This is a genomic window from Runella sp. MFBS21, from assembly GCF_029433105.1.
GTDB lineage: Bacteria > Bacteroidota > Bacteroidia > Cytophagales > Spirosomataceae > Runella.
In genome coordinates this window covers 224,180-250,220 of the sequence record NZ_JARNTW010000005.1, presented here as the reverse complement: position 1 = coordinate 250,220, position 26,041 = coordinate 224,180, and the positions used below count along the sequence as shown (strand labels likewise).

At 41.9% G+C, this 26,041-nt stretch carries 22 protein-coding genes; 14 read left to right on the top strand and 8 right to left on the bottom strand.

What is annotated here, in order from left to right; translation table 11 throughout:
* The first annotated feature begins 39 nt into the window (after window positions 1-39).
* From P1X15_RS13975 to mgtA, 5 genes are all read left to right on the top strand, one after another.
* Entirely contained in the window at window positions 40-1,794 is a 1,755-nt protein-coding gene (locus P1X15_RS13975; protein ID WP_277338747.1) for a pseudouridine synthase, read from the top strand.
* A 240-nt stretch (window positions 1,795-2,034) separates the two neighbouring features.
* The gene (locus P1X15_RS13970; RefSeq protein WP_277338746.1) at window positions 2,035-2,349 is read left to right on the top strand and encodes a helix-turn-helix transcriptional regulator; all 315 of its coding nucleotides are present in this window, start codon (window positions 2,035-2,037) and stop codon (window positions 2,347-2,349) included.
* 4 nt (window positions 2,350-2,353) lie between these two features.
* Window positions 2,354-2,854: an SRPBCC domain-containing protein gene (locus P1X15_RS13965; protein ID WP_277338745.1), complete on the top strand. Its 501-nt coding sequence runs from the start codon at window positions 2,354-2,356 to the stop codon at window positions 2,852-2,854.
* 43 nt (window positions 2,855-2,897) lie between these two features.
* Complete coding sequence (locus P1X15_RS13960) at window positions 2,898-3,317, top strand: SRPBCC family protein (RefSeq protein ID WP_277338744.1); 420 nt, start codon at window positions 2,898-2,900, stop codon at window positions 3,315-3,317.
* A 176-nt stretch (window positions 3,318-3,493) separates the two neighbouring features.
* Window positions 3,494-6,010, top strand: a complete 2,517-nt coding sequence (gene mgtA / locus P1X15_RS13955; RefSeq protein ID WP_277338743.1) for a magnesium-translocating P-type ATPase — start codon at window positions 3,494-3,496, stop codon at window positions 6,008-6,010.
* Here mgtA and P1X15_RS13950 read toward each other — a convergent pair whose 3' ends face one another.
* On the bottom strand, window positions 6,011-6,343 hold the full coding sequence (locus P1X15_RS13950) for a helix-turn-helix domain-containing protein (protein WP_277338742.1): 333 nt from the start codon (window positions 6,341-6,343) through the stop codon (window positions 6,011-6,013).
* Window positions 6,344-6,451: 108 nt separating this feature from the next.
* Here P1X15_RS13950 and P1X15_RS13945 point away from each other — a divergent pair, with 108 nt between their 5' ends.
* The 3 genes from P1X15_RS13945 (at window position 6,452) to P1X15_RS13935 (ending at window position 8,367) form a co-directional block, all read left to right on the top strand.
* Entirely contained in the window at window positions 6,452-7,084 is a 633-nt protein-coding gene (locus tag P1X15_RS13945; RefSeq protein ID WP_277338741.1) for an NAD(P)-dependent oxidoreductase, read from the top strand.
* 20 nt (window positions 7,085-7,104) lie between these two features.
* Window positions 7,105-7,506, top strand: coding sequence for a hypothetical protein (locus tag P1X15_RS13940; RefSeq protein WP_277338740.1), 402 nt, complete (start codon window positions 7,105-7,107; stop codon window positions 7,504-7,506).
* A gap of 174 nt (window positions 7,507-7,680) precedes the next feature.
* Window positions 7,681-8,367, top strand: coding sequence for a hypothetical protein (locus tag P1X15_RS13935; RefSeq protein WP_277338739.1), 687 nt, complete (start codon window positions 7,681-7,683; stop codon window positions 8,365-8,367).
* Window positions 8,368-8,374: 7 nt separating this feature from the next.
* Here the strand turns inward: P1X15_RS13935 and P1X15_RS13930 are convergent, their stop codons facing one another.
* Window positions 8,375-9,343 (bottom strand): 3-hydroxyacyl-CoA dehydrogenase family protein, encoded by a 969-nt coding sequence (locus P1X15_RS13930; RefSeq protein WP_277338738.1) that lies wholly within the window; start codon window positions 9,341-9,343, stop codon window positions 8,375-8,377.
* A 60-nt stretch (window positions 9,344-9,403) separates the two neighbouring features.
* Entirely contained in the window at window positions 9,404-13,024 is a 3,621-nt protein-coding gene (locus P1X15_RS13925; RefSeq protein WP_277338737.1) for a PAS domain S-box protein, read from the bottom strand.
* Window positions 13,025-13,337: 313 nt separating this feature from the next.
* On the opposite strand from P1X15_RS13925, the gene rsmA reads away from it, so the two are divergent.
* Both rsmA and mgtE read left to right on the top strand, forming a co-directional pair.
* Window positions 13,338-14,132 carry a 16S rRNA (adenine(1518)-N(6)/adenine(1519)-N(6))-dimethyltransferase RsmA gene (gene rsmA / locus P1X15_RS13920; RefSeq protein WP_277338736.1) on the top strand — a complete coding sequence of 265 codons (795 nt, stop codon included), beginning with the start codon at window positions 13,338-13,340 and terminating at the stop codon, window positions 14,130-14,132.
* Window positions 14,133-14,147: 15 nt separating this feature from the next.
* Window positions 14,148-15,497: a magnesium transporter gene (mgtE, locus tag P1X15_RS13915; RefSeq protein ID WP_277338735.1), complete on the top strand. Its 1,350-nt coding sequence runs from the start codon at window positions 14,148-14,150 to the stop codon at window positions 15,495-15,497.
* Here mgtE and P1X15_RS13910 read toward each other — a convergent pair.
* The 3 genes from P1X15_RS13910 to P1X15_RS13900 form a co-directional block, all read right to left on the bottom strand.
* Window positions 15,494-15,769 carry a hypothetical protein gene (locus P1X15_RS13910; RefSeq protein WP_277338734.1) on the bottom strand — a complete coding sequence of 92 codons (276 nt, stop codon included), beginning with the start codon at window positions 15,767-15,769 and terminating at the stop codon, window positions 15,494-15,496. The genes mgtE and P1X15_RS13910 overlap by 4 nt on opposite strands.
* Before the next feature lie 130 nt (window positions 15,770-15,899).
* Window positions 15,900-16,910, bottom strand: coding sequence for an SMP-30/gluconolactonase/LRE family protein (locus P1X15_RS13905; RefSeq protein ID WP_277338733.1), 1,011 nt, complete (start codon window positions 16,908-16,910; stop codon window positions 15,900-15,902).
* Window positions 16,911-17,126: 216 nt separating this feature from the next.
* Window positions 17,127-17,891 carry a hypothetical protein gene (locus P1X15_RS13900; RefSeq protein WP_277338732.1) on the bottom strand — a complete coding sequence of 255 codons (765 nt, stop codon included), beginning with the start codon at window positions 17,889-17,891 and terminating at the stop codon, window positions 17,127-17,129.
* A 452-nt stretch (window positions 17,892-18,343) separates the two neighbouring features.
* Here P1X15_RS13900 and sufB point away from each other — a divergent pair, with 452 nt between their 5' ends.
* Both sufB and P1X15_RS13890 read left to right on the top strand, forming a co-directional pair.
* Entirely contained in the window at window positions 18,344-19,789 is a 1,446-nt protein-coding gene (gene sufB / locus P1X15_RS13895) for a Fe-S cluster assembly protein SufB (RefSeq protein WP_277338731.1), read from the top strand.
* A 159-nt stretch (window positions 19,790-19,948) separates the two neighbouring features.
* The gene (locus P1X15_RS13890; RefSeq protein ID WP_277338730.1) at window positions 19,949-20,464 is read left to right on the top strand and encodes a c-type cytochrome; all 516 of its coding nucleotides are present in this window, start codon (window positions 19,949-19,951) and stop codon (window positions 20,462-20,464) included.
* Window positions 20,465-20,543: 79 nt separating this feature from the next.
* On the opposite strand, the gene P1X15_RS13885 is transcribed toward P1X15_RS13890, so the two are convergent.
* Window positions 20,544-21,596, bottom strand: a complete 1,053-nt coding sequence (locus P1X15_RS13885) for a sugar phosphate isomerase/epimerase (RefSeq protein ID WP_028665638.1) — start codon at window positions 21,594-21,596, stop codon at window positions 20,544-20,546.
* A gap of 395 nt (window positions 21,597-21,991) precedes the next feature.
* Between P1X15_RS13885 and P1X15_RS13880 the strand changes: the two genes are divergently transcribed.
* Window positions 21,992-23,146 (top strand): BamA/TamA family outer membrane protein, encoded by a 1,155-nt coding sequence (locus P1X15_RS13880; RefSeq protein ID WP_277338729.1) that lies wholly within the window; start codon window positions 21,992-21,994, stop codon window positions 23,144-23,146.
* A gap of 36 nt (window positions 23,147-23,182) precedes the next feature.
* Here P1X15_RS13880 and P1X15_RS13875 read toward each other — a convergent pair whose 3' ends face one another.
* Window positions 23,183-25,297 (bottom strand): alpha-amylase family protein, encoded by a 2,115-nt coding sequence (locus tag P1X15_RS13875; protein ID WP_277338728.1) that lies wholly within the window; start codon window positions 25,295-25,297, stop codon window positions 23,183-23,185.
* A 243-nt stretch (window positions 25,298-25,540) separates the two neighbouring features.
* Between P1X15_RS13875 and P1X15_RS13870 the strand changes: the two genes are divergently transcribed.
* On the top strand, window positions 25,541-25,996 hold the full coding sequence (locus tag P1X15_RS13870) for a response regulator (RefSeq protein WP_277338727.1): 456 nt from the start codon (window positions 25,541-25,543) through the stop codon (window positions 25,994-25,996).
* The last annotated feature ends 45 nt before the right edge of the window (window positions 25,997-26,041 follow it).

The following is a 26,041-nucleotide window of genomic DNA, read 5'->3' as shown; positions in this document are numbered from 1 at the left end:
ACATAATTCAATAATTACAGTAGTGATACTGCAAGCTCAATGAAAAAAAGCAATAAAACTCCCGGCAACGAGCCATTTTACAGTAAGTTTAAAAAAGATCCAGAAGGGACTTCCAACAAACTAAGTAAGTCTTACGATTTCAAACCTTCCAGAAAATCAGCAGAAGAACGCTTCGACAAACCTGCCTTCAAAAAACCTTTCGACAAAAAAGGTGACTTCAAACCACGTGGTGAAAGAAGTTTTGACAAACCTTTCGACAAAAAAGGTGACTTCAAACCTCGCGGCGAAAGAAGTTTCGACAAACCTTTCGACAAAAAAGGTGACTTCAAACCTCGCGGTGAAAGAAGTTTTGACAAGCCTTTCGACAAAAAAGGTGACTTCAAACCTCGCGGTGAAAGAAGTTTTGACAAACCTTTCGACAAAAAAGGCGACTTTAAACCTCGCGGCGAAAGAAGTTTTGACAAACCTTTTGAAAAAAGAGGTGACTTTAAACCACGCGGCGAAAGAAATTTTGACAAGCCTTTTGAAAAAAGAGATGACTTCAAACCTCGTGGCGAAAGAAATTTTGACAAGCCTTTTGAAAAAAGAGGTGACTTCAAACCTCGTGGCGAAAGAAATTTTGACAAGCCTTTTGAAAAAAGAGATGACTTCAAACCTCGTGGCGAAAGAAGTTTTGACAAGCCTTTTGAAAAAAGAGATGACTTCAAACCTCGTGGCGAAAGAAATTTTGACAAGCCTTTTGAAAAAAGAGATGATTTCAAACCTCGCGGTGAAAGAAGTTTTGACAAGCCTTTTGAAAAAAGAGGTGACTTCAAACCTCGCGGCGAAAGAAATTTCGACAAAAGAGAGGATAGAACAGAGCGTGGTGAAAGGCCCGTTTTCAAGAAATCTTTTGATAAAGAAGGTTTTGAGCCAAGAAGTGAAAAACGTCCCCGTACCAACGAAAACTTTGAAAAAGCACCTCAAAAAGACCGCGCTAAAGATGCTCAACGTCGGCGTGTAGGTGAGTTTGAAGAAGCACCTCGTTACAATTTCAAACGGGCTGAAGAGCAATACGCAAAAAAAATCCAACCTAAAGACGACGACGGACTCGTCCGACTCAACAAGTATATCGCCAATGCGGGACTTTGCTCCAGAAGAGAAGCTGACGGGCTTATCGAGACGGGACAAATCACCATCAACGGGAAGGTCATTACAGAAATGGGGTATAAAGTCAACCCTGGAGACGTAGTAAAATACGGTAACCGCGTCTTGAACCCCGAAAAAATGGTATATATTTTGGTCAACAAACCAAAAGACTATATCACTACTACCGACGACCCCGAAGGACGTCATACTGTGATGGAATTGATAGCAGGTGCTTGTTCCGAACGTATCTACCCCGTAGGCCGCTTAGATCGTAATACCACCGGTCTATTGCTTCTTACCAACGATGGCGAACTAGCAGAAAAGCTCATGCACCCTTCTAACAATGTCCAAAAAATCTACCAAGTAGAACTGGACAAGCCTATTACGGCAGAAGACTTCGAGAAAATCAAAGATGGTTTAGAATTGGAAGACGGACCTATTAAGCCTGATGAATTGGCGGTGGTTACTCCCGATGCAATGGTAGTTGGCATCGAAATCCACAGCGGTCGCAACCGTATCGTACGCCGGATTTTTGAATCTCTAGGTTATGAAGTCCTCAAACTCGACCGTACTGTGTATGGCGGACTCAACAAAAAAGAACTTCCTCGCGGCAAATGGCGCTTCCTTAATGAAAAAGAGGTAGTGAAATTGAAGTACTTATTGTAGCATTATTTCACTCCACAAAAATCTGGGAGGGTATCATACCTTTCCAGATTTTTTTGTTTCAAGGGCTTTCCCAACTGACTTCCTTTTATAACACAAGCCCTACAGCTCTTATCAACACACTTATTTTCAACACTTTAACAGTAAAATAGATATTTTTCAAAAAAAATTAGTAAAAAAAATTGCGAAACCGAATAGTTGCACATAAATTTGCAACCAATTAGTTTCATAATAAAAAAGACAATGAGACGAGATATTTTTCAAGCCATCGCCGACCCCACCAGAAGAGCTATTATAGCGCTCATCGCCATACAAGCAATGACTCCCAACGCTATTGCTGAGCATTTTGACACGACTCGTCAAGCAGTTTCGAAGCATTTGAAAATCCTGACTGAGTGCGAACTCATCAGGCAGCAACATCAGGGGAGAGAGATTTACTACCAACTCGAAATTGAGAAAATGAAAGAAATAGATAAATGGCTCGAACAGTTTCGAAAGATTTGGGAAGACCGTTTTAACCAACTTGACGATTTATTATTAACGCTTAAAAACAAATAACACAATGAAACCCAATCTGCAATTTGACTTTCTTGTTGACAAAGCCACCAACGCTATCACCTTTAGAAGAGAATTTTTGGCTCCTCGTCAGTTAGTGTGGGATGCTTACACCAAGAGAGAGCTATTGGACCAGTGGTTTGCGCCTAAGCCCTTTAAAGCCAAAACCAAATCAATGGATTTTAGTGAAGGAGGACGTTGGCTTTATGCCATGGTAGCCCCCGACGGAACCGAATATTGGAGCATTTCGGACTTCCTGACCATCAAGCCTATCGATAATTTTACCGCCTTAGACGGGTTTTGCGACGAAAACGGTGTTCTTAATCCCGAACTTCCACGCGCCAATTGGGATGTAACTTTCAGCGATAAAGGCGAAAATGCCTTGGTTGAGACGGTCATTATTTACAACTCACTCTCCGACTTAGAAGTAGTAATTCAGATGGGAATGGAAGAAGGTCTAGCTATGACTCTCGACAACCTAGATGAGTTTTTATTAACCATCCAGTAATCTATCACGCATAATTTTTAATAATCCTCAATCATTAACACCCATGAACACAAGACAAATCACCGTTCAAGCAAACATTGCAGCTAATATTGAAAAAACTTGGGATTTTTATACCCAACCCGAGCACATCACAAAATGGAACTTTGCCTCCGATGATTGGCAGTGCCCCAGTGCCTCCAACGATATGCAAGTAGGTGGGAAATACAGCGCCCGCATGGAAGCCAAAGACGGTAGTTGGGGTTTTGATTTTGAAGCCATTTATGACGAAATCACAGAGGGTGAGGGATTTACTTATACTATGCCCGACGGCAGAAAAGTAACCGTCACCTTCAAAAGTATTGACAACGGCACTCAAGTGACTACCGTTTTTGATGCCGAAACCCAAAATCCAGTAGAAATGCAACAAGAAGGGTGGCAGGCGATTTTGAACAATTTCAAAAACTACGCCGAAAGCCAAGCATAGTTATCTCCCTTCTATAGAAGAGACCACAGTAAGGGTATATTATAAATCTTCGGATTTATAATATACCCTTTTTCATAAGGTTTATTGCCAGTTAAACTTTTGACGAGTTTATGTCAAATATCATTCTTGAGTGATTTTGTTTTTTAGTAATTTGCCCCTACATCATAATTAGCATTATGGAAACGGCAACAGACAATAAATTTTGGCAATTTGGTACTGAGTATTGGTTTGGGTTACTCAAAAGTTCAGAAAAAGGACTAACTCAATCTGCCGCTGATGCCCTCTTCTCTGAAGCGACCTCCCATCAAAAGCCTAAATCTGCATTCAAAAAGGACATTCTTCTTTTTGTGAATCAATTTAATAGCCCTCTAATGCTTTTACTCATCGGAGCGGTTATTATTTCGGCTTTTTTGGGTGATACATCCGACGTGTTCATTATCTTATTCATTGTGTTGTCAACAGGCCTTCTCAGTTTTTTTCAAGAAAGAAACGCTAGCAAAGTAGTGGAGAAGCTTCAATCCATGATTGCATTAAAGACAACAGTGTTACGAGATGGTACTCTTAAAGAAGTAGCTTCCAAAGCAACCGTAAAAGGGGATGTTATTATCCTAAATGCGGGAGATATGATACCCGCCGACTGTCTGCTCCTTGAAGAAAACGAACTGCACGCCAACGAATCCAGCCTTACGGGTGAATCTTATCCTGTCAAAAAAACAGTGGGAACATTAGATGCAGAAACCGAATTGTCAAAAAGGACCAATTGTCTATGGGAAGGTACCAACGTAGTAAGTGGCAGCGGCAAAGCATTGGTGATACAAACTGGCGAACAAACCATTTTTGGTAAAATCACCGTCAGCGCTTCAGGAACCGTAGAAACCACGTTTGAAAAAGGCATCAAGGATTTTGGTTATCTTTTGATGAAAATTACCCTGATATTGGCCGTAGTGATTCTTACCGTCAATCTCCTTAATCACAAAGGCATCATAGAATCAGCCCTCTTTGCATTGGCACTAGCAGTAGGAATGGCGCCTGAGCTATTGCCAGCTATTACTACGATTTCGATGAGTGCTGGTGCCAAAAGGCTACTTGCCAAAAAAGTAATTGTAAAAAAACTAAACTCTATCCAAAACCTCGGAGAAGTTAACTTACTCTGTACCGACAAAACTGGCACTATTACCGAAGGTGCAATCAAAATAGCGGGTATTACCGATGCCTCCGAACAAGAAAGTCAATTTGTAAAACAACTAGCTTATTGGAATGCCTATTTTGAGACGGGATATTCCAATGCCATCGATGATGCCTTAAAACAATTAAAGCTTGATAGTCCGAATGTGACGAAGATAGGCGAAGTACCTTATGACTTTATCCGAAAAAGACTCAGTATTGGTATTAATAATGCTGACACAAAACTTCTTATTAGCAAAGGTTCTTTTGGGCAAATCTTGAGTATTTGTTCAAAAATTAAACTTGCAAACGAAACCCTCGAAGATATTGAGCCACACAAGCAAGCCCTCCAAGCAAGTTTTGAAACTTACGGGAGCAAGGGGCTAAGAGCGATTGCGATTTGTTATAAAAACATTGGTACAAATTCCATCTCAAAAGACCTTGAAACCGAAATGATTTTTGCAGGTTTTATTTTGATGAATGACCCTATCAAATCGGGCATAAAAGAAACTATCAATCAATTACAACAGCTTAAAGTAGGTTTAAAAATAATCACTGGAGACAATAAAAACGTAGCTTCGTCAATTGCGCTCGGAATTGGTATCTCCAATCCCAGAATTATAACAGGTAAAGAGCTACTCAACACAAGCCCCGAAGCACTAAAGCAGCTCGTAAAAAAAACGCACATTTTTGCCGAGGTAGAACCCCAACAAAAAGAACGTATCATTTTAGCCCTTAAACAAAGCTATACGGTAGCTTACATGGGAGATGGTATCAATGACATATCAGCCCTCAATGCGGCAGATGTAGGTATATCGGTCGATAATGCCGTAGATGTAGCTCGCGAAGCCGCAGATTTTGTACTGATGGAAAAAGATTTAATGGTTTTGGTAGATGGCATCAAGGAAGGCAGAAAAACCTTTGCCAATACCCTCAAATACCTGTATATCAGCACCGGCTCTACTTTTGGCAATATGTGTAGTGTCGCAATAGCATCTTTGGTGTTGCCCTTTTTACCGATGCTTCCCAAACAAATCCTCTTGACCAATTTCCTGACTGATTTTCCTTTTCTTACCGTCACTACCGACGACGTAGACAAAGAACAATTAGATAAGCCCGGTAAATGGAACCTGAAAATCATTCGCAATTACATGATTGTGTTTGGGATTCACAGTTCATTGTTTGACCTAATCACCTTTTTGACACTGCTTTATTTTTTAAAAGTAAAAGAATCAGGTTTCCAAACAGGCTGGTTTATAGAGTCAGTGCTTTCGGAATTATTCATTGTATTTATCATTCGAACCCACAAAAACTTTTTTAAAAGCAAACCTGGAAAATACTTAGTTATTTTGAGCTTGCTAGCCTTAATACTCACCTTAAGCCTGCCCTATTTGCCTTTTATGCAAAGTATAGGTTTGAGTCCATTACCCCTCCCCAATCTGGGTGCAATGCTACTGATTGTAGTGGCTTATATCCTCACCGCCGATCTACTGAAAGTATGGTTTTTCAAGAAATACCGTAATGCTTGATTAACTTAAAATCATCTTTCGGTGTTTCTGCCCCCAAGTTACGATAGCCCCTATCAACGGCTCCAATGATTCACCGTGCTCAGTAAGACGGTAAGTGACCGCATTGGAAGCTCCTTCTTCTGCGTTTCGAATTATTAATTTATTGACTTCCAAATACTTCAATTCTTTGGTCAAGGTCCTGGGGGTGATATCTCCTAAATCCCGTTTGAGTTCATTAAAACGCTTCTGTCTGTCGCATAAACTTGCCAAAATAGCTCCCCGCCAACGTCCACCAATTATCTCAATGACATCTTGCACGTCTCGCAACTGAACTTGTTTTTGTTTGTTTTTCATAAATAAATAGCTTCTAAAAGTATCCTAAAAGATACTGACTTTTTTGGCAAATTTAGTATCTTTTGGATACTACCCAATATATTTGCCACACAAATTTATACCTCGAAAATGAAAATAACCGTCATTGGTGCATCGGCTGGCGTAGGACTCGAAACCGTCAAAAGAGCTCTTCAGCGTCATCACCACGTTACAACACTTTCACGCTCCGAAATCAGCCTGCCGAGCCATCCTAACCTCACCACTCTCCGAGGAAGTGCCACCCAAAAAGAAGCACTCAAACAAGCAATCGACCAAGCTGAAGCGGTGATTGTGGCCCTCGGAACGGGCAAAAGCATGAAAGCCACGACGCTTTATTCAGATTTTGCCAAACTACTCGTAGAGATTCAGCAAGAGACCCACACCACTATTCCTTTCATCGTTGTCACAGGATTTGGGGCAGGGGAAAGTGGTGCCTTTAATACTTTTTGGATGAAACTCTTTTTTAAATTCTTCCTCAAAGATGTATATGCTGATAAAACTAAAATGGAAGAAGTGATTTCTGACTCTTCCATAAAATGGGAAATTGTAAGACCAGGACTTTTAAAAGAAAAACCTCTTACCGAACAGTACCGCGTAGAAACTTTTCTCTATAAAGGCATCAATATTGGTGCCATCAATCGTACAGATGTGGCAGATTTTTTGGTAAAGCAAGCCGAAAATCCAACCCTGCTTTATCAGTATGTATCTCTTTCAAATCAATAATCCCTCTAATCAACTTAAAAATGGCTTTTCAAACACCTTCCAATGAGGTAGGCATTCCTAGCTCTGTAAAAATTTTCACTTGGGTTCTCATCGGTGCGGGTTCATTTTTCTTTTATGTTTACACCTTCAAGCCTAGCCTCAGTTTCCCCAATGCTACCCTCGAAACCTATTCCGCCCAAATGGGATTTGCTAGTACGGGAGTCCGAATACTAGGAAGTGTTTTGGCTTTGTTGGTTTCGGTCGTAGCCAACAACCCCCGTTGGTTGTTTATTACGCTTGTTTCCAGAGTTTTTATCGAACTAGGCGACGTAGTTGTTGGAATGGTTTTGGATGGAGTCACTACCAATACCTTGGCTTTAATAATACTCGCTTCGGTGGAAATTTGGGCAGTATTAAATCTATGGAAATATCAAAATACTTGAATACTTTTGTATCTAATTAGCAATGAGTAAAGAGAAACAATTATTTAAAAATATTATCAATTAAAATTTCACTCTTACTTAAGTTGTCAAAAGTATTGGAATTGTACCGCTTATATATCGTCAATAGATTATAATAAATAATTGACGGTTTGGTTTCTTTTAATTGTGTGAGATATGCTTACTTATTTAGTAAAAGAAAGTGAAGGCAAAACCTATCATTTTAAAGCATCGATTTACAACAATGGCATAGATATTATCCAAGGTGTGTTTTATCATTGGCTGAGTAAGTCGTGGGAAGGCTGTGGTAATTTAGAAAATGCACTTCTCCGAAAAAAAAAACTAGTTGAAGGAAAAATCAGAGAAGGTTATAAAATCACTGATTACCTAGAAACTTTAGAAAATTCGGTAGATGTTTATAATCGTATCAAAAGCCACATAGGAATAGAATATTCAAAACCCTCGGCAGAATCAGACTGTAGCATATATACAGGATTTTTTTTAGGATGGCTCATCGACAACGAACTTATCAGTAATACATTCAGAAGTGATCACAATTACGAAATCGAACAGTTCAAAAAAAGAAAAATCACTGCCCCTACCCTCCTCGATACATGCTGTGACGGGATTTTGATGCTCGAAGATGTATGCGAGGTAGGAAACCGTTTCGCGCTTCCCTACCTCAGCTTTGACTCAGGAAACTATCTGAATGATTTCAAAGCGCTGCTCTTGGCCGGAAAACCAAACCTCTACAAAGTTGCCGATAATTGGTACAACTACGAGAGATTAAAAATAGCTATTAATAAACGTTTTGAAAATTGGGAAACACAAAAAGCAGCAAGAGCATTTTGGAAGTTGTGGTAAACCCCAATTACTCCTTCATTTTTTTCTTAACCACATCTGCCGGATACCGAAGTGCTAGCTTCCTGATTTCATAGCTAAAATCTTCAAAAGTTTCGCGCCACAAACGTGCTTCTTCAGGGCTATATTCATAAAAACCTTGGGCATTTTGTACTCCTTTAGCGCCAGCTTTTACGAGGTCGTCTATCAGAGGGGGTATATCGGTTCGGTTGCTGAGGGTAGGAAAAAGCTCTTTTAGCACCGTATGATAAGCCGGTACTCCCGTCAAATCCATCCACCGAAAAGGCCCCACGAGGGTCATCCAATAGCCCGCATTGTTTCGGCAAGCCCTGTCAACATCTTCGACAGTAGCGTAGCCTTTTTCTACCAAATCAAACGCTTCTCGGTACAAAGCATACATGAGGCGATTGGTAATAAACCCTCGAATGTCTTTTCGTACGAGGGTAGGTTCTTTTCCCCACCGATGCGATAGTTCATAAAGCCATTCACCCTTGCTTACATCGCTCAACTCACCACAAATCACCTCCAAAAAGCGCGTAGTATGTGAGGGTTCAGCCCAATGCAATCCCAAAAAGCGCCTTGGATGTTTGACTTCTTGCTGTAAAACACTGATAGGAATCGCCGAAGTATTGCTTGTAATCACCGTATCGGCTGATACCACCGCTTCGATTTTTTCATAAACCGCCCTTTTGATTGCTAGATTTTCGAGTGTACACTCAATCACCACCTCACAATCGGCCAAGGCAGCATACTCTTCCGTAATCAGAAGTGAAGGCCAATAGTAGCTTGGCTCCAAAGTAGTGAGTCCTTCTTGAAGCGATTTTTGTAAATGTTCTTCTATACGTGGTTTAGCAGTGGAAACATCTGTGGGTAGCGGGGCTACCGCAACCACTTTATGGCCTGCCATCAAAAGGCAAGTAGTAATACTACATCCCATCAAACCTAGTCCTACCACCCCTACCGATACTTGACTACTCATTTGTGCTTTATTATCTTGTGTAAAATCTTATGTTTCTAGTGCTTTTTTGCTAGACTATCACTACTCTTTCTTCGTAAACTCCTCTAAAATACCCTGATATTCTTTGAGGAAAGTTTTAAACTCACGCTCTAATCTAGGTAAATCTTCGGCCAAAGTGCTTGTATCATTGGTTTTGAGTTTTCCTTCTCCTATGCGGGCTATCTCTGCCACACGTGCTACCCCTATAGTACCAGCACTTCCTTTGAGCGTATGCAAATTGCTTTTTACAGTGGCAATATCACCCTGTGCAAAAGCCGATATAGCCTCCTCAACCAATTGGGTCGATTCGGTCACGAAGTCTTCAAAAATTGAACTGATAAGTTCCATGCCGCCAAGCCCAAGTAACTGATTTACAATATCCAAATCCACAATAGGCAATTGTAAATCTTGCGCAATCACCTTTTGTTTGTTTCGCAGCACCGTCGTTTCTTTGATAGAAGTCCCAGTGTCTACAATTTCTTTTACTTTTTGAATCAACACTTGTGCTCGAATCGGTTTGGGCACATAGTCATCCATTCCTTGGCTCAAAAACCGCTCACGGTCTTCTTTCATCGAATAGGCCGTCATCGCAATTACCGTAGGCAATTTACTACCAAACTCATCGCGTAGATTTTGGGTAGTCTCGATGCCGTCCATGTCGGGCATCTGAATATCCATAAATATCATATCATAGGGTCGCATATCAGCTCCATACGAAGCCCTTACATGAGCAATCGCCTGTTTGCCACTATCAGCGGTCTCGACCACACAACCCGATTTTTTTAGGATTTCGCTCGCTACTTTCCGGTTCACAAAATTGTCATCTACTAGCAATACATGAGGGTGATAAGTTTGAAAAAAGTTTTCTAAAACAATTTCTGCATTTTCGGCTTTTTGCTGCGTAGGGCTTATCATCGTTTCTTTGGTTTCGAAAGTAAACCAAAACGTACTTCCTTTTCCTAGCTCCGACTCTACCCCGATTTCACCTTTCATCAAACGGCACAACTCTTTCGAAATAACCAATCCTAACCCAGTGCCGCCAAAAGTTTTGCGCGAGGAGGTATCTACTTGACTAAAGGCATTGAAGAGTAGCTTTAAATTATCAGGCGTAATGCCGATACCTGTATCTTTGACTTCTACTTTGATTTTATGAAATCTTCCTTTCGTCCACACGGGTGTAATGTACAGGTTTACACCGCCGTTTTCGGTAAATTTAATGGCGTTGGAGGTCAAATTTGATAGAATCTGCAATAATCTCGTCTGATCGGCGATGATGTATTGGGGTAAGCCTTCGGCCAAATGATAACGCAAGGAATTGTTTTTGTTACGGGCAATTTGCGAAAACAAAGCGGTTAGTTTCTCAAAAATTTCTTCCAAGCCCACGGGAGCTTCGTTGAGGGCCATTTTACCCGCCTCAATTTTTGACAAGTCCAAAATATCATTTAAGATATTGAGTAACGTTTCGGACGAGCGCCTCATGGTCAAGATATAATCCTTTTGCTCGGGATTGAGCGGAGTACCATTGATGAGGTCAATCATGCCGATGATTCCATTCATGGGCGTCCGAATTTCATGACTCATATTAGCCAAAAACCGCTCTTTTACTTTCAATGAGCGTTCGGCTTCTTCTTTGGCTTTGACAAGCTCTTCTTGGTTTCGCTTAAGCTCCGTAATATCACGCGCCAAGGCCGCCACAATAGGCGCCCCTTCTTCGTCTTCCAAAAGCAGCATGTTGAACATAAACTGCCGAATAGTCCCGTCTTTGATTCGTAATTCAGCCTCAAAATTGCGCAAACTCTTATCACGTCGAAGGCGTACGAGAGCCGCTCGGATACGTTGCAAATCCACAAAATAATCGGTCACATGCGTTCCAATAGCCTCCTCTACGGTATATCCTGTACGTTTCAGTACCGAAGGACTAATCATCGTAATACAACCTGTGCGGTCGGTTCGGACATAAATATCTTGCAGGTTGACAAAAATCCCTCGGAATTTCTCCTCACTTTGTTGCATTGATAATTCTGCCAATTTGCGCGGGGTAATGTCACGAGCCACCCCCGATACTTCTTCGATAGGCCCTTGAGAAGTTTGAATGGGATTCAAACTAAACTCCAGCCATAAATCTCCTTCTCCATTTCGCGTCTCAATTTTGATTTCAAACGCTTGGGGATGTCCCCTAAATGCTTGTCGATAGCGCTCTTCAAGCAAGCGGCGGTTTTCGGGACTCATAAGTTGCCATCCCAACCGCTCCGTAGTAGTATTAAGAGCAGGAGTAGTACGAAGGTGCTGTTGGAGAAAAGCAGAGTAATTTTTATTAAAAGAAGTCAACTGAAGTGCCTTGTTGACCGACCATATCAGATAAGCACTACTATCAAAGATAGCGTTGAGTCGTGCCGTTTGACGATTAAGTTCAGCTTCGTTTTGCTTACGCGCTATCGCCAATGCCACTTGTCCCGAAATAAACTCCAACATCTCTAAATTGCGAGGGCGGTATTGGTTAGGATTGGTATAAGACTTCACCCCGATGATTCCTGTCACTCGATCACCAATCCTCAAAGGAACGCAAAGCAGTACTTGGGGGATTTTTCCATAAATATAAATACCTTGGCTTTCGGCCAGCGCTTCAATATCTTTTTGAAACAAAAACAAGGGTTTATTGGCTCGAATGGCGTATTCGGTGATACCATTCCCTAGTTTACGTTTTGTAAATCTGACGTTTCCCTTAAAATACTCATCTACATAATAAGGGAAATACATGTAGCTTTTGGTAGGGTCGTAAAGGGCAATGAAGAAATTTCGGGCGTCTATTACCTTCCCTAATTCCTCATGGACTCGGGCATAAAACTCGTCCAAATCGCGCGTTTTAATCGTCCAATTGGCGATACTATAATACAAGTTTTGCGAACGCTCCGCACGAACTCGACTAGTAGCATCGTGCAAAATACAACGGAAAGCGGTTGGTTTACCGTTTTCGTATCGGCAAGTCACACTTCCATTAAGATATATTTTTTTTCGTTGTTTATTCCAAAAAATCGTTTCAAAGTCAGGAATAGCCTCCCCTTCTTGGACCCGCCTTAAAAGATGCAATGTAGCATCCATAGCATCGGGCCATATTACATCCTTGATATTGAGTGAAGCAAGTTCTTCTAATTCATAGCCCAACCGCTCCCGCCACACTCGGTTGACAAACAAAAACTTTCCTTCCAAAGATACTAATTGAATCAAATCGCTGGTATTATCAATCAAGTCTTGCAGCTGAGAATTTGATTTGTTGAGGGCAGTAGCAACGCGAAGCTTATTGGTGATATCTTCGCCAATGATGGTAAAATCGGCGATTAAGCCATTCGTTTTATTTAGAACCAAAGAATTGACTTGCACGGTTCGGAGGTTTCTATTTTTGGCAATAAGAGAGACCTCTCTAAACTCTGCCAAGCTTCCTCGCTCAAGCGACTCTTTCAAAAATTTGGATACATCTTCTCTCTGTTCATGAGCAAGCAAATCCTCAAAAAAATTAAACCTTTGAAGATCCTGCACACTCCAACCTAGCATTCTCAACGTGTAAGCATTGGCATAGCGAATCGTCCCGTTGGGTTGCATAGTCAAGCCAAATAAGTTGAGTTGCTCTACAAAATTATCTGATACATTGATTGAGGTGGTTTCCACTAATAATTCCGTTTTTTAGATAAATAAAACAAAGATAACACTCCTTCTACGCCACAAGGTATTTTTCTTTAACCTTATAAGCAAATAAGCCTGAGGCTTTACCATAAATAAACAGCTTCTTTATCCAGATTATCGCATGACTACTTCCCTTCTCAAAAAGCCATAAAAGTCTTGATTTGGTAAAAATAAAACTGCTGTAATTATCCAAAATCGGTGTACTTTCGTGCCGCAAAAGTACATTTAGGGGGTGCGTTGTTATCAATTTATTGTTGAAGACATGCTAACCTTCAAGTCAAAACTTTTGAAAAAACACATGAAAGTAAAAGCTAAAAAACACTTAGGGCAGCATTTCTTACGGGACTTGTATACATCAGAGCGCATCGCTGATCTCTTATCAGGACATGGCGGTTACGATACCGTACTCGAACTTGGCCCTGGTATGGGAGTTTTGACCCAATTTATCTTGCCCAAAACACAGTATCAAACTTACGTAGTAGAAATTGACCGTGAATCGGTAGCTTATCTCAAGGCCCATTTTCCGACCTTGGAAGGGCGTATTATTGAAGGAGATTTTTTACGGTTAAATTTGAATGAATGGCGAAATTTAAGTGCCATTCCAGTAGATCCAAACTCCAACCCAACCTTTGCACTCATCGGCAACTTTCCTTACAATATTTCCTCTCAGATTCTATTTAAGGCACTTGAATATCGAAATCTCATTCCCGAAATCGTCGGGATGTTTCAGAAAGAAGTGGCTATGCGGGTAGCTTCTCCTCCTGGCAAAAAAGACTACGGTATTTTGAGTGTGTTGTTACAAGCTTTTTATGATATCGAATATGCCTTTTCGGTCCCTCCTGAAGCTTTTGATCCCCCACCAAAGGTCAATTCGGGTGTTATAAGACTCAAACGCAACAGCGTACAAAGCCTTGACTGTGACGAAGCAATGTTTATCAAGGTGGTCAAAGCAGGTTTTAATCAACGCCGCAAAACCTTGCGCAATGCCCTCAAACCATTAGGGATTAAGTTTGACCACTCTCTTTTGGACAAACGAGCCGAACAACTAGGAGTAGCCGAGTTTGTACTACTCACTCAAAAGATGACCCCCTGACGATTTTGATTGACCATGACTTTCGAACTGACCAAAGAATTTATTGAAGCTTTAGAAACCCACATCGCTGAGCAAAACAATCAACAGTTGCTTGCAGAGGTGGAAGAGCTTTACCCAGCCGATATTAGTAGTATTTTGTACGAGTTAAAGACTGAGTCGGCGCATTATTTGTTCAGTTTGCTTGATACTGAAATCGGAGCCGAAATCCTAGCCAACATCGCGCCTACTGAGCGGAAGGAATTTCTAACCAATTTTAATTCGCAAGAAATTGCGCGTTATATTGAAGTCTTTGACTCTGACGACGCCGTGGACTTGCTCAAAGAACAGCCTATTCAAATCCGCGAAGAAGTCATTGGTCTCTTAAAAGACCGCGAACAAGCACGCTTTATCATTGATCTTCTTCCTTATGATGAAGACGTGGCAGGGGGACTCATGCAAAAAGAGTTGGTCAAAGCCAATGTGAATTGGACCGTCAATGAGTGTATCGAAGAAATCCGAAAACAAGCCGAAGATGTAGAGAAAGTATATGCGGTGTATGTGATAGACGATGATCAAACATTGCTGGGTCTGATTTCGTTGAAAAATTTGGTACTTGCACGGAAAAACACCAAAATCGGCAACATTTACGACGAAGATATTCATTATATCGAGACCTTTCGTCCTGTAGAAGAGGTCGCTGAAATCATGCAACGGTACGACTTAGAGGCGATTCCGGTCGTAAACATCCAGAAAAGACTGCTAGGCCGCATTACCATCGACGATATTTTGGACGTAATCACCGAAAAAGCCGAAGAAGACATTCAGGCTATCTCAGGGATCACGGGCGAAGTAGAAGAAGACGATAGCCTATGGGATCAGGTCAAGGCACGTCTGCCTTGGCTCATTGTAGGGGTAATTGGAAGTTTGATGGCCGCCACGGTGATTCGTCTGTTTGAGGGAGAACTTAGTCGTATTGCGGCATTGGCGATGTTTATTCCTATTATGGGCTCCACAGGGGGCAATGTAGGCATCCAAACCGCCTCGCTCATCGTACAAGCCCTAGCCGACAAAACTGGCCTCGAAATCAGTTGGAAAGACCGTCTCCTCAAAATCATCGTCATTGCGGCTCTCAACGGCCTCATCATCGGGTTACTGGCGGGGATATATGTCCTTATTTTCAGTCAGACCCAATTGTTTTGGGTGGTGAGTCTCTCTCTGCTGATGGTCGTACTACTGGCTTCTTTTATGGGTACAGTCACTCCCTTAGTGCTCAACCGGTTTGGTATCAATCCCGCAGTAGCTTCGGGTCCATTTATTACGACTGCCAACGACCTCATCGGTATTGGTACTTATTTCTTGATTGCACATTTTTTACTAAAACTTTAACCCATAACTATCTCTACTTCAAAAAAAATAGGCATCATCACTAGGTTTTTTTTATTAAAAAAAGTCCCTTTCCAAGTGCCTATATTTTCGATTTTATAAGTAGAAGGTACTCCAATGATGGTGGCCATTTCGCTTCTCACTTTCTGACGAGGAGGAATATCCTTGTTGATTGCCTCTACCCCACTTTTGTATCTAATATCATAGTCAGGGAACTTAGACTGGTACATCACCATCACTTGCGAAAGGCGGATTTTGCTCGTTCCTCCAAACACCCCTGTATCTACTTTATCAGCCTCTTTTTGGGCGGCACATCACAAAAAGTAAGTTTAACAATCTATTTAAATGTACGAAAAGTGTCCTTATTGGGTCATGGTCATGTCGATTTTATACTCATTCATTCTCTTACCATCCAGTTCCTTTGGCTTTGGTACGAATGCGACACAAATACATATCGGCGGTGATGTATAAAGTAGAGCCGTCGTCGCCCCAGTTACAATTGGCAGTTGCTTCTCCCGTTTCGATTCTTCCTAGCAATTTACCCCCTGGAGTAATGATCAAAACACCTCCTGGCCCCGTACACCACAGATTTCCTTTGGCATCGACTTTCAATCCATCAGGCAGACCCGGGAGTCCCTGTTTTACCATAGAAGTAGCGTCAAAAAGTACCTTGCCTTGGGCTAATGAGCCATCGGAGTTGACAGGGAATGCCATTACTATAGCGCGGTCGGGGTCAGATTGAGCAACATACAAGATTTTTTCATCGGGCGAAAATGCTAACCCATTCGGACGAGTCATTTCTTTGGTAAGCAGGCTCACGGCCCCATCTTTGCCAATCCGATATACCCCAAACCAATCTATTTCGCGCGTTGGGTCATTTTGTTTTTTGGGCATACCATAAGGAGGATCCGTAAAATAATAGGCACCACTCGAATGCTGCACTACATCATTAGGGCTATTGAAACGTTTTCCCTGAAAATTGTCGGCAAGGGTGCGTTTACCAGCGTCTGTTAAAGGCATGGCTGAGATACGTCGGTCGCCATGCTCGGCAGAGACAAGTCGCCCTTGACGATCGATAATGAGGCCATTGCTCCCTGGCTCATCGCCGTAGGTGCCAGCACCTGTAAATCCCGAAGGCTTAAGAAAAGTACTAAGTCCTTCTTTGGTACTCCACTTAAAGACGGTATTTTGAGGTACATCCGAAAACAGCAAATAGCCCCCTTGTTTGCTCCAAACGGGCCCTTCTGCCCACGTAAAGCCCGATGCCAAAACTTCTATCTTCGCATCAGGAGCAACAAGTTCATCGAGTTGTGGGTCGTTGCGTACAATCTTACCAATAGTAGGATAACTTGATTGAGCCACCACGGGAGAAGCGCATATGAACAAGGCCCAAGCCAATAGCTTATTGATTTTCATGAAAAGCAAGGTTTAGTTTTTATGATATAAAAGAAGCTTGGCAAGATGGTTTAATACCTTCTCAGTCAAAATTTGTCATAATTGTTTCAAAGATAAAAAACACAAACCCGCCAAAACTGCTGCTTTGACGGGTTGGGTATGGAGCAAAAGGGAAAATTTCTAAGGAAAACCGAAACGCCTTTGTCGCAAATTATTTACGGTACGGCATTAATTGATTTAATTTTTTATCAAAACGGCTTTCACTTGGGTATAATAAATCGTCGTAACACCCTCAAAGCCAGAATCAGTACCTACCAAAAGCCATAATTCTCCTTTGTCGTTGGTTTTGGCAGTGAAAGGCTTTGTCTGATTATTGCGTTTAATGATCTGATATTTGTATTGGTCGCCTTCAATCCCAATATTTCCTAATACTACGGCATCTTTACCAGATTCACTTTGAGCACCTTTATCCCAGTTGAGTTTCCAGTCACCTGCGGTATCTTTGGCTCTTTGAGGTGCCGTGCCAGAAGCCCCCGCTTTCAAATACACAGCACCGCCTGGAGAGCCGCCCACTCCTATTCCTGAGGCAGGGTATTGAGAAGCTAATTCTACCTCAAACTCTATTTTGTAGCTTTGATTGGGAGCAAGTCCTGTCAATTTACGAGTCAAATACATGAAGGCATCGTCACTACGGTTGCTGCTTGTCAACTTGAGACCTTTTTTGGTGGTATCCGTAGGAAGGGCGGTAAGTTTTGAACTAAATTCCATAATCCCTTCTTGCTGAACATTGTAGTCCACGATTCCCGTCTGCCACGTAGTGGTATCTTTGTTGAAATCGGTAGTATGAATAAAATTAGGGCCGACGTTGTCGTCTGTTTTATCACAACTTACCAACCCCACTGCAAGTAGTATACCTACCGCCCATATCGATTGCTTCATAGCTGATTTTAAACGACTTACTCCTCTCAGGCGTACCGCATACGCCCCCTCTCTTGATTGCATCAATTTCATTACTGTTTTTAGTTTTTTTAAGTTAATAATGGTGAAATCAAGGCCTCGAAATCATCCAAAGGACGCCAAGCAAGGGGCAGAAGGTTGGAATCTTTTTTTTAAAATTCTGATTTTTAAGAGAGAAACAAGGGCTTGGTTCTCTCAGCAATTATAGCCAATCATTTATTTATCAATAAGTTATCATAAAACAAAAATCGCCTCAAAAAATGAAAAAATAAATGGTTTATTACATTACTTACCTCACCTAAAGTAGCCAGACAAGACCTGCTTGGCACTACTCTAGCTCAAGAAATAAGTCCTGTCAAGGGGAGAGTTTTGGGGTTTTTGAGAAATGAACCGCCGTAGGGCTTTCAATAGGCCGAGTTTTTTAAGATATTTGCAGTTCGATTAGAACAGAATATGTGTATTTTTTGTTAAAAATATAGAATTAACGCATATACGCGATGAGCAAAGAAGTAGAATTACTAGAAGAAATTACCAACTCCGAATATAAGTACGGGTTTGTCACGGATATCGAAGCAGAAGAAGCCGCTCCGGGGGTAGACGAATCCACTATTCGCTGGATTTCGGCCAAGAAAAACGAACCTGAGTGGATGACAGAGTGGCGTTTGAAAGCCTTTCGGTTGTGGCAAGGAATGACCGAGCCCAAATGGCCCAACGTACATTACCCTCCTATTGATTATCAAGCGATAAAGTATTATTCGGCTCCCAAGCAAAAGAAAGAAATAGGTTCATTGGATGAAATAGATCCTGAATTGAAACGTACTTTTGAGCGTTTGGGGATTTCGCTCAACGAACAAAAGAGACTCTCAGGTGTGGCGGTAGATGCGGTTATTGACTCTATCTCCGTAACTACTACTTTCAAAGACGAACTCAAGAAACAAGGGATTATTTTTTGTTCAATTAGCGAAGCTATCCAAGAGCATCCTGAATTGGTAAAAAAATATTTGGGTTCTGTTGTACCAGCCAAAGACAACTTTTTCTCGGCTCTCAATTCGGCAGTATTCTCTGACGGGTCTTTTTGTTATATTCCCAAAGGAGTGCGCTGCCCCATGGAACTTTCGACCTACTTCCGTATCAATGCCTCTGGCACGGGGCAATTTGAGCGTACTTTGATTATTGCAGATGAAGGCTCTTACGTAAGTTACTTAGAGGGCTGTACCGCTCCCATGCGTGATGAGAATCAATTGCACGCGGCAGTCGTCGAAATCGTAGCCCACGAACGCGCCGAAGTTAAATATAGCACCGTTCAAAACTGGTATCCAGGTGATAAAGAAGGCAAGGGCGGAATTTACAATTTCGTAACCAAGCGCGGGATTTGTGACGGAGCTAATTCGAAAATTTCTTGGACCCAAGTCGAAACAGGCTCTGCCATCACTTGGAAATACCCTTCTGTGATTTTGAAAGGCGACAATTCTATCGGAGAGTTTTATTCGGTAGCCGTTACCAACAACATGCAGCAAGCCGATACCGGCACCAAAATGGTACACATCGGTAAAAATACCAAGAGCCGTATTGTATCAAAAGGGATTTCGGCGGGCAAAAGTCAAAACTCCTATCGTGGATTGGTTCAGGTCTTCAAACGTGCCGCCAATGCTCGTAACTTTTCTCAGTGCGATTCTTTGCTACTAGGAGATACTTGTGGTGCGCACACTTTCCCATATATCGAGGTAAACAATACAAGTGCTACCGTAGAGCACGAGGCTACTACTTCCAAAATCGGAGAAGACCAATTGTTTTATTGTAATCAACGAGGCATCCCAACCGAGCAAGCAGTAGCTTTGATTATCAATGGCTATGCCAAAGAAGTATTGAATCAGCTTCCGATGGAGTTTGCGGTAGAAGCTCAAAAATTATTAGAGATAAGCCTTGAAGGTTCTGTAGGTTAAGATTTGGAAGTAATTTTTAAGCTATTTCATAAGAAGGCGCGACATTTAGTCGCGCTTTTTTTATAAAAGAAAGACATATTTATATTTTTGGCCAAATTCTTGTGGATTTATAGTTTTTTCCTAAGTTTGCCTTCATAACTTTATAACCTCCCTTCTAGCATGAAAAAATGGATTACTGCCCTTTTTGCACTAACGGCTGTAGTGTCTTTAGTTGCATTGACTCCCTCTCCCAACAACTCACAAGCCGCCGCCGACGCCCGTGAAGATAGCCTCGCAGCTGACCGTGCCAAATACGCTAAAATGGTAAAAGAGGCGATTGCAGGAAAAGAAAAAAACAATGCCGAAGATGTCTTTAAAAATATTAAAATTTTCAAAGGCCGTCCTGCGGAGCAAGTGATTGGAATTATGGAAAATGGTTGGAGCAAAGCCTTAGGTGTAAGCTGTAACCATTGCCACAATGTCAACGACTGGGCTTCTGAAGAAAAACATGACCATGCAATTGCCCGTGATATGGTGGCAATGGTAGGTAAAATCAACGACGACGTAATTGCCGCCTTGCCTTCTTATGCAAGCAAAGAGCGCAAGCCACGTATTGGCTGTACTACTTGCCACCGTGGAGAAGCTCACCCAGGCCGTCCTAATGGCTCGCGCCCTGGAGGTCCTCCAAGAAATTAATTTTTTTAGGCTTCAATAAAAAACGTCGGGCAATGAAAATCGCCCGACGTTTTTGTTATACATTTAATTTATTTACCAATTACAATCCCAACACTTTACGGTTGAAAGCCTCGTCGGCACCCGTTCCTGCAAAATCATCAAAAGCTTTTTCGGTCACTTGGATGATGTGGTCAGCGATAAATGGCGCACCCTCCGCCGCTCCTTGAACAGGGGATTTGATACAGCATTCCCATTCCAAAACCGCCCAGCCGTCGTAGTTGTACTGAGAAAGTTTGGAGAAAATACCGCTAAAATCCACTTGACCATCTCCCAACGAACGGAAACGCCCGGCGCGGTCGGCCCAGCCTTGGAAACCACTATAAACACCTTGCTTGCCGCTTGGGTTAAACTCAGCATCTTTGACGTGATACGCAAAAATGCGCTCATGATAAAAATCAATGAACTGAAGATAATCCAATTGTTGAAGTACAAAGTGGCTAGGGTCATAGTTGATACCGGCGCGTGGGTGATTGCCCACTGCTTCCAAAAACATCTCAAACGTAATACCATCATGAAGATCTTCGCCAGGGTGAAGCTCATAGCCTACATTTACACCTGCTTCGTCAAACGCATTCAAAATAGGAGTCCAACGTTTGCCTAATTCTTTAAAGCCTGTTTCGACCAAGCCCGCTGGACGCTGAGGCCAAGGATATAAAAACGGCCACAACAAAGCGCCTGAAAAAGTAACGTGAGAAGTCAAGCCGAGATTTTGGGAAGCTTTGGCAGCCCACATCAATTGCTGCACGGCCCATTCGGTACGAGCGGCGGGATTGTTGCGCACTTCAGGAGCTGCAAAACCGTCAAACATAGGGTCGTAGGCAGGGTGAACAGCCACTAACTGTCCTTGTAAATGAGACGAAAGCTCAGTGATTTCTACCCCAATTTCAGCCAGTTTTCCTTTGTACTCATCACAATATGTTTTTGACTCAGCCGCAGTTTTAAGGTCAATACAGCGGCTATCCCACGTAGGAATTTGGATGCCTTTGTAACCCAAATCAGCCATATAAGCGGCGATGGTATCCAAAGAATTGAAAGGGGCTTCGTCGCCCATAAATTGCGCCAAAAAGATGGCAGGCCCTTTGATTGTTTTCATTGATTTGAATAAGTAAAAGACTACAATTTTGTGTTTATGCCCGCAATTAAGCAAATCGCCGGAAGCTTTTGATAAAAAGATAAAGTAAAAAATACTATTTTATTACTGCTTTCATTCGGGGTAATTGTCACCTCTACTATTTGATTAAACGCTTCGAAAAATCAAAGTCCACAAACACACCTATTGTAAGCATTCGCTAAAATGTCATAATGATGTTTTTTATCTCATTTTAGTCTTTATGACTAACAATTCACCAAAAATTCAGTTAAAATCTCATACAATGCTAGTACTTATTGGTACGTTGTGTATCTATCCACCTTACAACAAGCTTTATTGAGAAAAATGACGACGATACTTCTTCAAAGAACAGTTTGGGGCAAAAACTGCGTATATATATGAACAATACCACTACCATGCCTGCTCCATTCACGACGCTTACATTTTTTTTACTTTGCACTTTTGCTTTGGTAAAGCCCGCCTTTGGTCAAGAGAGCTGGGTCAAGCGTTTTATCAAAAAAACGATTTCAGACACTACCTCTTTTGGAAAACCGAGTTTTAGGGTATATCCCACTTTGGCCTATGCTCCCGAAACTAGTTTTGAGATAGGCTTATCATCACTCTTGCTTTTTCAGGCCAAAAACGACACCCTCAACCGCCTCAGCGAAGTACAGGCATTTGGGTTTGTTACGTTCAAAGCTCAATATGGTTTATGGATAGACAACGCCATCTACGGAGACAAAGACAAATGGTTTTTTTTGGGCCGAACTCGCTTTCAAAAATTCCCTCTTTTATACCACGGCATTGGCCCTGCTCCTGCGGGTAAGGAGCCGGCATTGGTAGATGCCAATTATCTTTTGTTTAGGCAACGTATCTTGCGCAAACTCGTTCCTAATCTTTTTATTGGTCCCGAGCTAGATTATCAACAATTATATAATACCTCTTTTGTTCAACCAAAGGAGCATTTTTACGAAAAACCGCTAGGCTCTGACGGCACTATCAATGTAGGTTTTGGGGCAGCCTTGGTCTACGACAATCGTCACAATGTTCTCAATGTTCGAAAAGGTTTATTTGGAGAGTTAGCGTTTCTTAAATACCATCCTAATATTGGCAGCGATTATACCTTTTATGGCGTCAATTTAGACGTACGCTCTTACCATCCTACCAATCAAAACAATGTTCTGGCGTGGCAGCTATACGGAAATTTTTACGGGGGAGATATACCGTTCAATCAGCTAGCACTCATGGGTGGCGAAATGATCATGCGAGGGTATTATCTGGGGCGCTACCGCGACAAAAATATGCTGGCGGCTCAAATCGAACATCGATGGCTACCTTTTGGTTTTAGCAAACGATTTGGCGCGGCGGTGTTTGCAGGAGCCGCTGCCGTAGCACCTACGATTAATACTTTCAGTACAAAATACATCCGTACTACTGGCGGTGTAGGTGTACGCTACCTGCTTTTTCCCAAAAAAGACATTTATCTCCGCCTCGATGTGGGTTTTTCAGAAGATGGCCCCAACTTCTACTTGTTTACGGGCGAAGCATTTTGAATTGACAGGATGCGCGGTAAAGCAAAAAATCAAAGTCTACTTTTCAATCACAATACCTTCAAAATCTTCGAGTTTATCTAGTTTTAATTCCACATATCCGTTTTTCCAAACATAAGGAACAGGCTTGGAGGCCGCCATAGAAAAGACCCGCTTCGGATTGAAAGAGGCAGGCACTTTAAAAGTAAGCTGATACACTGGCAAAGGTGCAAAATAAGTATTGCCACTAAAGCCTGTGAGATTGACCAAATGAACAATCAAACCTTCGGGGGTATTTTTAAGGTGATTTTCGGGGTTATTTTTAATATACTCTTTCACAATCACTTCTACCCGCTCAGGCGCATTGGTGAGGAGCTGCTGCACTGCCTCTGGGTAGATATAATCGATGACATCTAACAAAATATTTTTGTGTTGCTCATAGCCATGAATATAATAAAGCCGTCCTAAATTGATAGGTAATACCACTGCCTTGCTATTTGGATGCTCTTTGATGGCCATCCCAAAATAACCCGTAGGCTCGTGTCCACCGATGATTTCGGGCGGACCAGGGCGGCCTTTACTGAGTACAGGCAAAAAAGTTTTATCCGCCCCCGACATATCATAAAGCCCCAAATTGAATTTCCAGAAAAGCATTTTTTGTTTCTCAAATCGCTTAAATACTTCTTTTTTGTCAGGTGTAAGATAGAAGCCGCTGCCTTCGTGGTCTTTGTTGATAATCTTTACCCCAAACAAATCGCGCAGGGCGTCAGAATTATCAAACAAAGTATGATTGGTAGCAATCAAATGCACGCCCTGACGAGCAGCTTCTTTGAGTACCTGCACCGAAGCCTGACTGAGATAAGTAATGTCGGGCAGAATCACCAAGCCATACTTTTTTATTTTGGCGGCGAGATGCTCTATTTGGGCATCTTCCACGATGTCAAAAGGGATATGCGCTTCTCTGAGCATGAGCTGTATGCCGCGATATTCTTGCATAGGTGCACCGCTAGGCCAAGCACCTGGCGCAATGATTGCAACTTTGGCCGTAGACGTATATTTGCCAAAATAAGGTTCGTATTTTTTGTGATGGGCATAAATTTTACGAATCACCCCATAATTACGCTCATCTTCGTAGCCACGCATATCGCCCATCATACTGATGTCAAGTCCTGAGCCATTGGCAATATTTTCATAAAGTCGAATGGAAACTTCTTCAGGCTCGACGGCATTGTAGCGCGACTGAAACGAAATTTGCTGAATACTACTATTACTGATGATATGGTCGGGGAAGGAGTTGGCAGCATTGCCTACATTGTCGGAAGCAGAGTAAGGCCAGTAAGGTAAGCTGTTGGTTTGGGACTCGTGCCGAATGATATCAACATACTTATCCATGTACGTACAAATCGCAATTTGATTGCTTTTTGATTTTACCAGCTCATGCAATCGTTTTGACCAATCTTCTACCGTAAACTTTTTAAAAGCTAAATATTTCTGAAAAACCGCATCTGCTTTGTTTTCTTCGGTAGGGAGCACTTGCCCTCCGCTGTATTCGGCAAAACGCTTTTTGTCATATTCATTTTGATCAATACCGTGGTATTTCCCCTCGTAGGGATTGTTGACTTGGTAGCCTGGCATGTTTAAGAAGATACCGTCAATTCCATAATTGTCAATTACTTCCTCGATGATTTTGAAAGCACAGTCTTGCACATAAGGCGCATTGATAGACACCACATACATATCAGTATTGATAATACGTTCGCCTTTGGGTGAGATGTAGCACCAATCGGGATGCGCCTTAAAAATACTTTCATGAACTCTACTAAAATCAAAACGTACAATGACTTTGATGCCGTTGCGATGACAGCGCTCAATGACATCTTTGAGCATGTTTCCTTTCATGTAAGGATTGGTATAATGAAAAGGAAGCTTGGTCGGGTAGAAAGCCATAATCCCGCCCGCGTTGATAAGTAGGGTATTGGCCGAGCAAGCCTCCAAGTCTTTGAGAAGCGAATCGGGATGTAAAGTAGCGGCTTCGTAGGCGGGCAAATTGGTCTGAATCACCCTGAGATTGTTCTTTTTCCACCAAGGTAAGTCGGTTGGCCAAGAGCCTTTTTTTTGGGTAAAAGCATTTTGAGAAATCAACAAAAGAAGCCAAAAAGAGAATAAATATTTCATCAAGCAAAAAAGGCTTTTCATAGGTTTAGTGGGTTTGCGAGCATACATAGGATTGTAGCTTCTTGTTTTGTAAAGTAAAATTTTGGTGTTTTTTACCCCTCCTTCAATCTCCTCTTAACTACACCTACTGCGTATTTGTCAAGTTTCTAAAAGGCTTTTTTGGGGCGAAGTTGATGTATTCTATTTGAGAAGTCGCGATAAGTACATTAACTTTAGGGAACATTATACGTCTATGTTCAACTTATGAATCTCCTTTCAAGCTCCCAAAAGAATATTTTCTTAGCAGATGACGATTTTGATGATCGTCTTCTTTTTGAGGATGCGCTGCGGGAAGTAGCTCAGTATACACATCTTACTACCGCCAACGACGGTAAGCAACTGATGGATATTCTTAGGGAAACCGTCCCTCCTCCACCCGATGTTATTTTCTTAGATCTCAACATGCCACGTAAAAACGGCTTTGAATGTTTGAGAGAAATCAAGCAAACCGAGAAACTGAAAAACATCCCTATCATTATTTTTTCTACCACTTCCCAACCCGACGCTGTAGATAAAGTATACGCCCAAGGTGCCCATTTTTTTGTATCAAAACCAGGGTCGTTTCAGCAACTTAAGCTGCTCATCCAAAGAATTTTGGCGATTGACTGGAGTCAGCACTATACCCAGCCTAGCCGAGAGAAATTTTTATTGGTATATTGAGTGAGTACTGTATTGTTCCAAGCATTTTAATTTTTACTGATTTTG

Bases quoted from the DNA above. Each gene is read 5' to 3' on its own strand.
- P1X15_RS13885 (WP_028665638.1), bottom strand. From the start codon at position 21,596: ATGAAAACAATCAAAGGGCCTGCCATCTTTTTGGCGCAATTTATGGGC.
- P1X15_RS13875 (WP_277338728.1), bottom strand. From the start codon at position 25,297: ATGAAATATTTATTCTCTTTTTGGCTTCTTTTGTTGATTTCTCAAAAT.
- P1X15_RS13940 (WP_277338740.1), top strand. From the start codon at position 7,105: ATGGCTTTTCAAACACCTTCCAATGAGGTAGGCATTCCTAGCTCTGTA.
- P1X15_RS13880 (WP_277338729.1), top strand. From the start codon at position 21,992: ATGAACAATACCACTACCATGCCTGCTCCATTCACGACGCTTACATTT.
- P1X15_RS13975 (WP_277338747.1), top strand. From the start codon at position 40: ATGAAAAAAAGCAATAAAACTCCCGGCAACGAGCCATTTTACAGTAAG.
- mgtE (WP_277338735.1), top strand. From the start codon at position 14,148: ATGACTTTCGAACTGACCAAAGAATTTATTGAAGCTTTAGAAACCCAC.
- sufB (WP_277338731.1), top strand. From the start codon at position 18,344: ATGAGCAAAGAAGTAGAATTACTAGAAGAAATTACCAACTCCGAATAT.
- P1X15_RS13930 (WP_277338738.1), bottom strand. From the start codon at position 9,343: ATGAGTAGTCAAGTATCGGTAGGGGTGGTAGGACTAGGTTTGATGGGA.
- P1X15_RS13965 (WP_277338745.1), top strand. From the start codon at position 2,354: ATGAAACCCAATCTGCAATTTGACTTTCTTGTTGACAAAGCCACCAAC.
- P1X15_RS13945 (WP_277338741.1), top strand. From the start codon at position 6,452: ATGAAAATAACCGTCATTGGTGCATCGGCTGGCGTAGGACTCGAAACC.
- P1X15_RS13905 (WP_277338733.1), bottom strand. From the start codon at position 16,910: ATGAAAATCAATAAGCTATTGGCTTGGGCCTTGTTCATATGCGCTTCT.
- P1X15_RS13870 (WP_277338727.1), top strand. From the start codon at position 25,541: ATGAATCTCCTTTCAAGCTCCCAAAAGAATATTTTCTTAGCAGATGAC.
- P1X15_RS13890 (WP_277338730.1), top strand. From the start codon at position 19,949: ATGAAAAAATGGATTACTGCCCTTTTTGCACTAACGGCTGTAGTGTCT.
- rsmA (WP_277338736.1), top strand. From the start codon at position 13,338: ATGAAAGTAAAAGCTAAAAAACACTTAGGGCAGCATTTCTTACGGGAC.
- P1X15_RS13900 (WP_277338732.1), bottom strand. From the start codon at position 17,891: ATGCAATCAAGAGAGGGGGCGTATGCGGTACGCCTGAGAGGAGTAAGT.
- P1X15_RS13960 (WP_277338744.1), top strand. From the start codon at position 2,898: ATGAACACAAGACAAATCACCGTTCAAGCAAACATTGCAGCTAATATT.
- mgtA (WP_277338743.1), top strand. From the start codon at position 3,494: ATGGAAACGGCAACAGACAATAAATTTTGGCAATTTGGTACTGAGTAT.
- P1X15_RS13970 (WP_277338746.1), top strand. From the start codon at position 2,035: ATGAGACGAGATATTTTTCAAGCCATCGCCGACCCCACCAGAAGAGCT.
- P1X15_RS13950 (WP_277338742.1), bottom strand. From the start codon at position 6,343: ATGAAAAACAAACAAAAACAAGTTCAGTTGCGAGACGTGCAAGATGTC.
- P1X15_RS13935 (WP_277338739.1), top strand. From the start codon at position 7,681: ATGCTTACTTATTTAGTAAAAGAAAGTGAAGGCAAAACCTATCATTTT.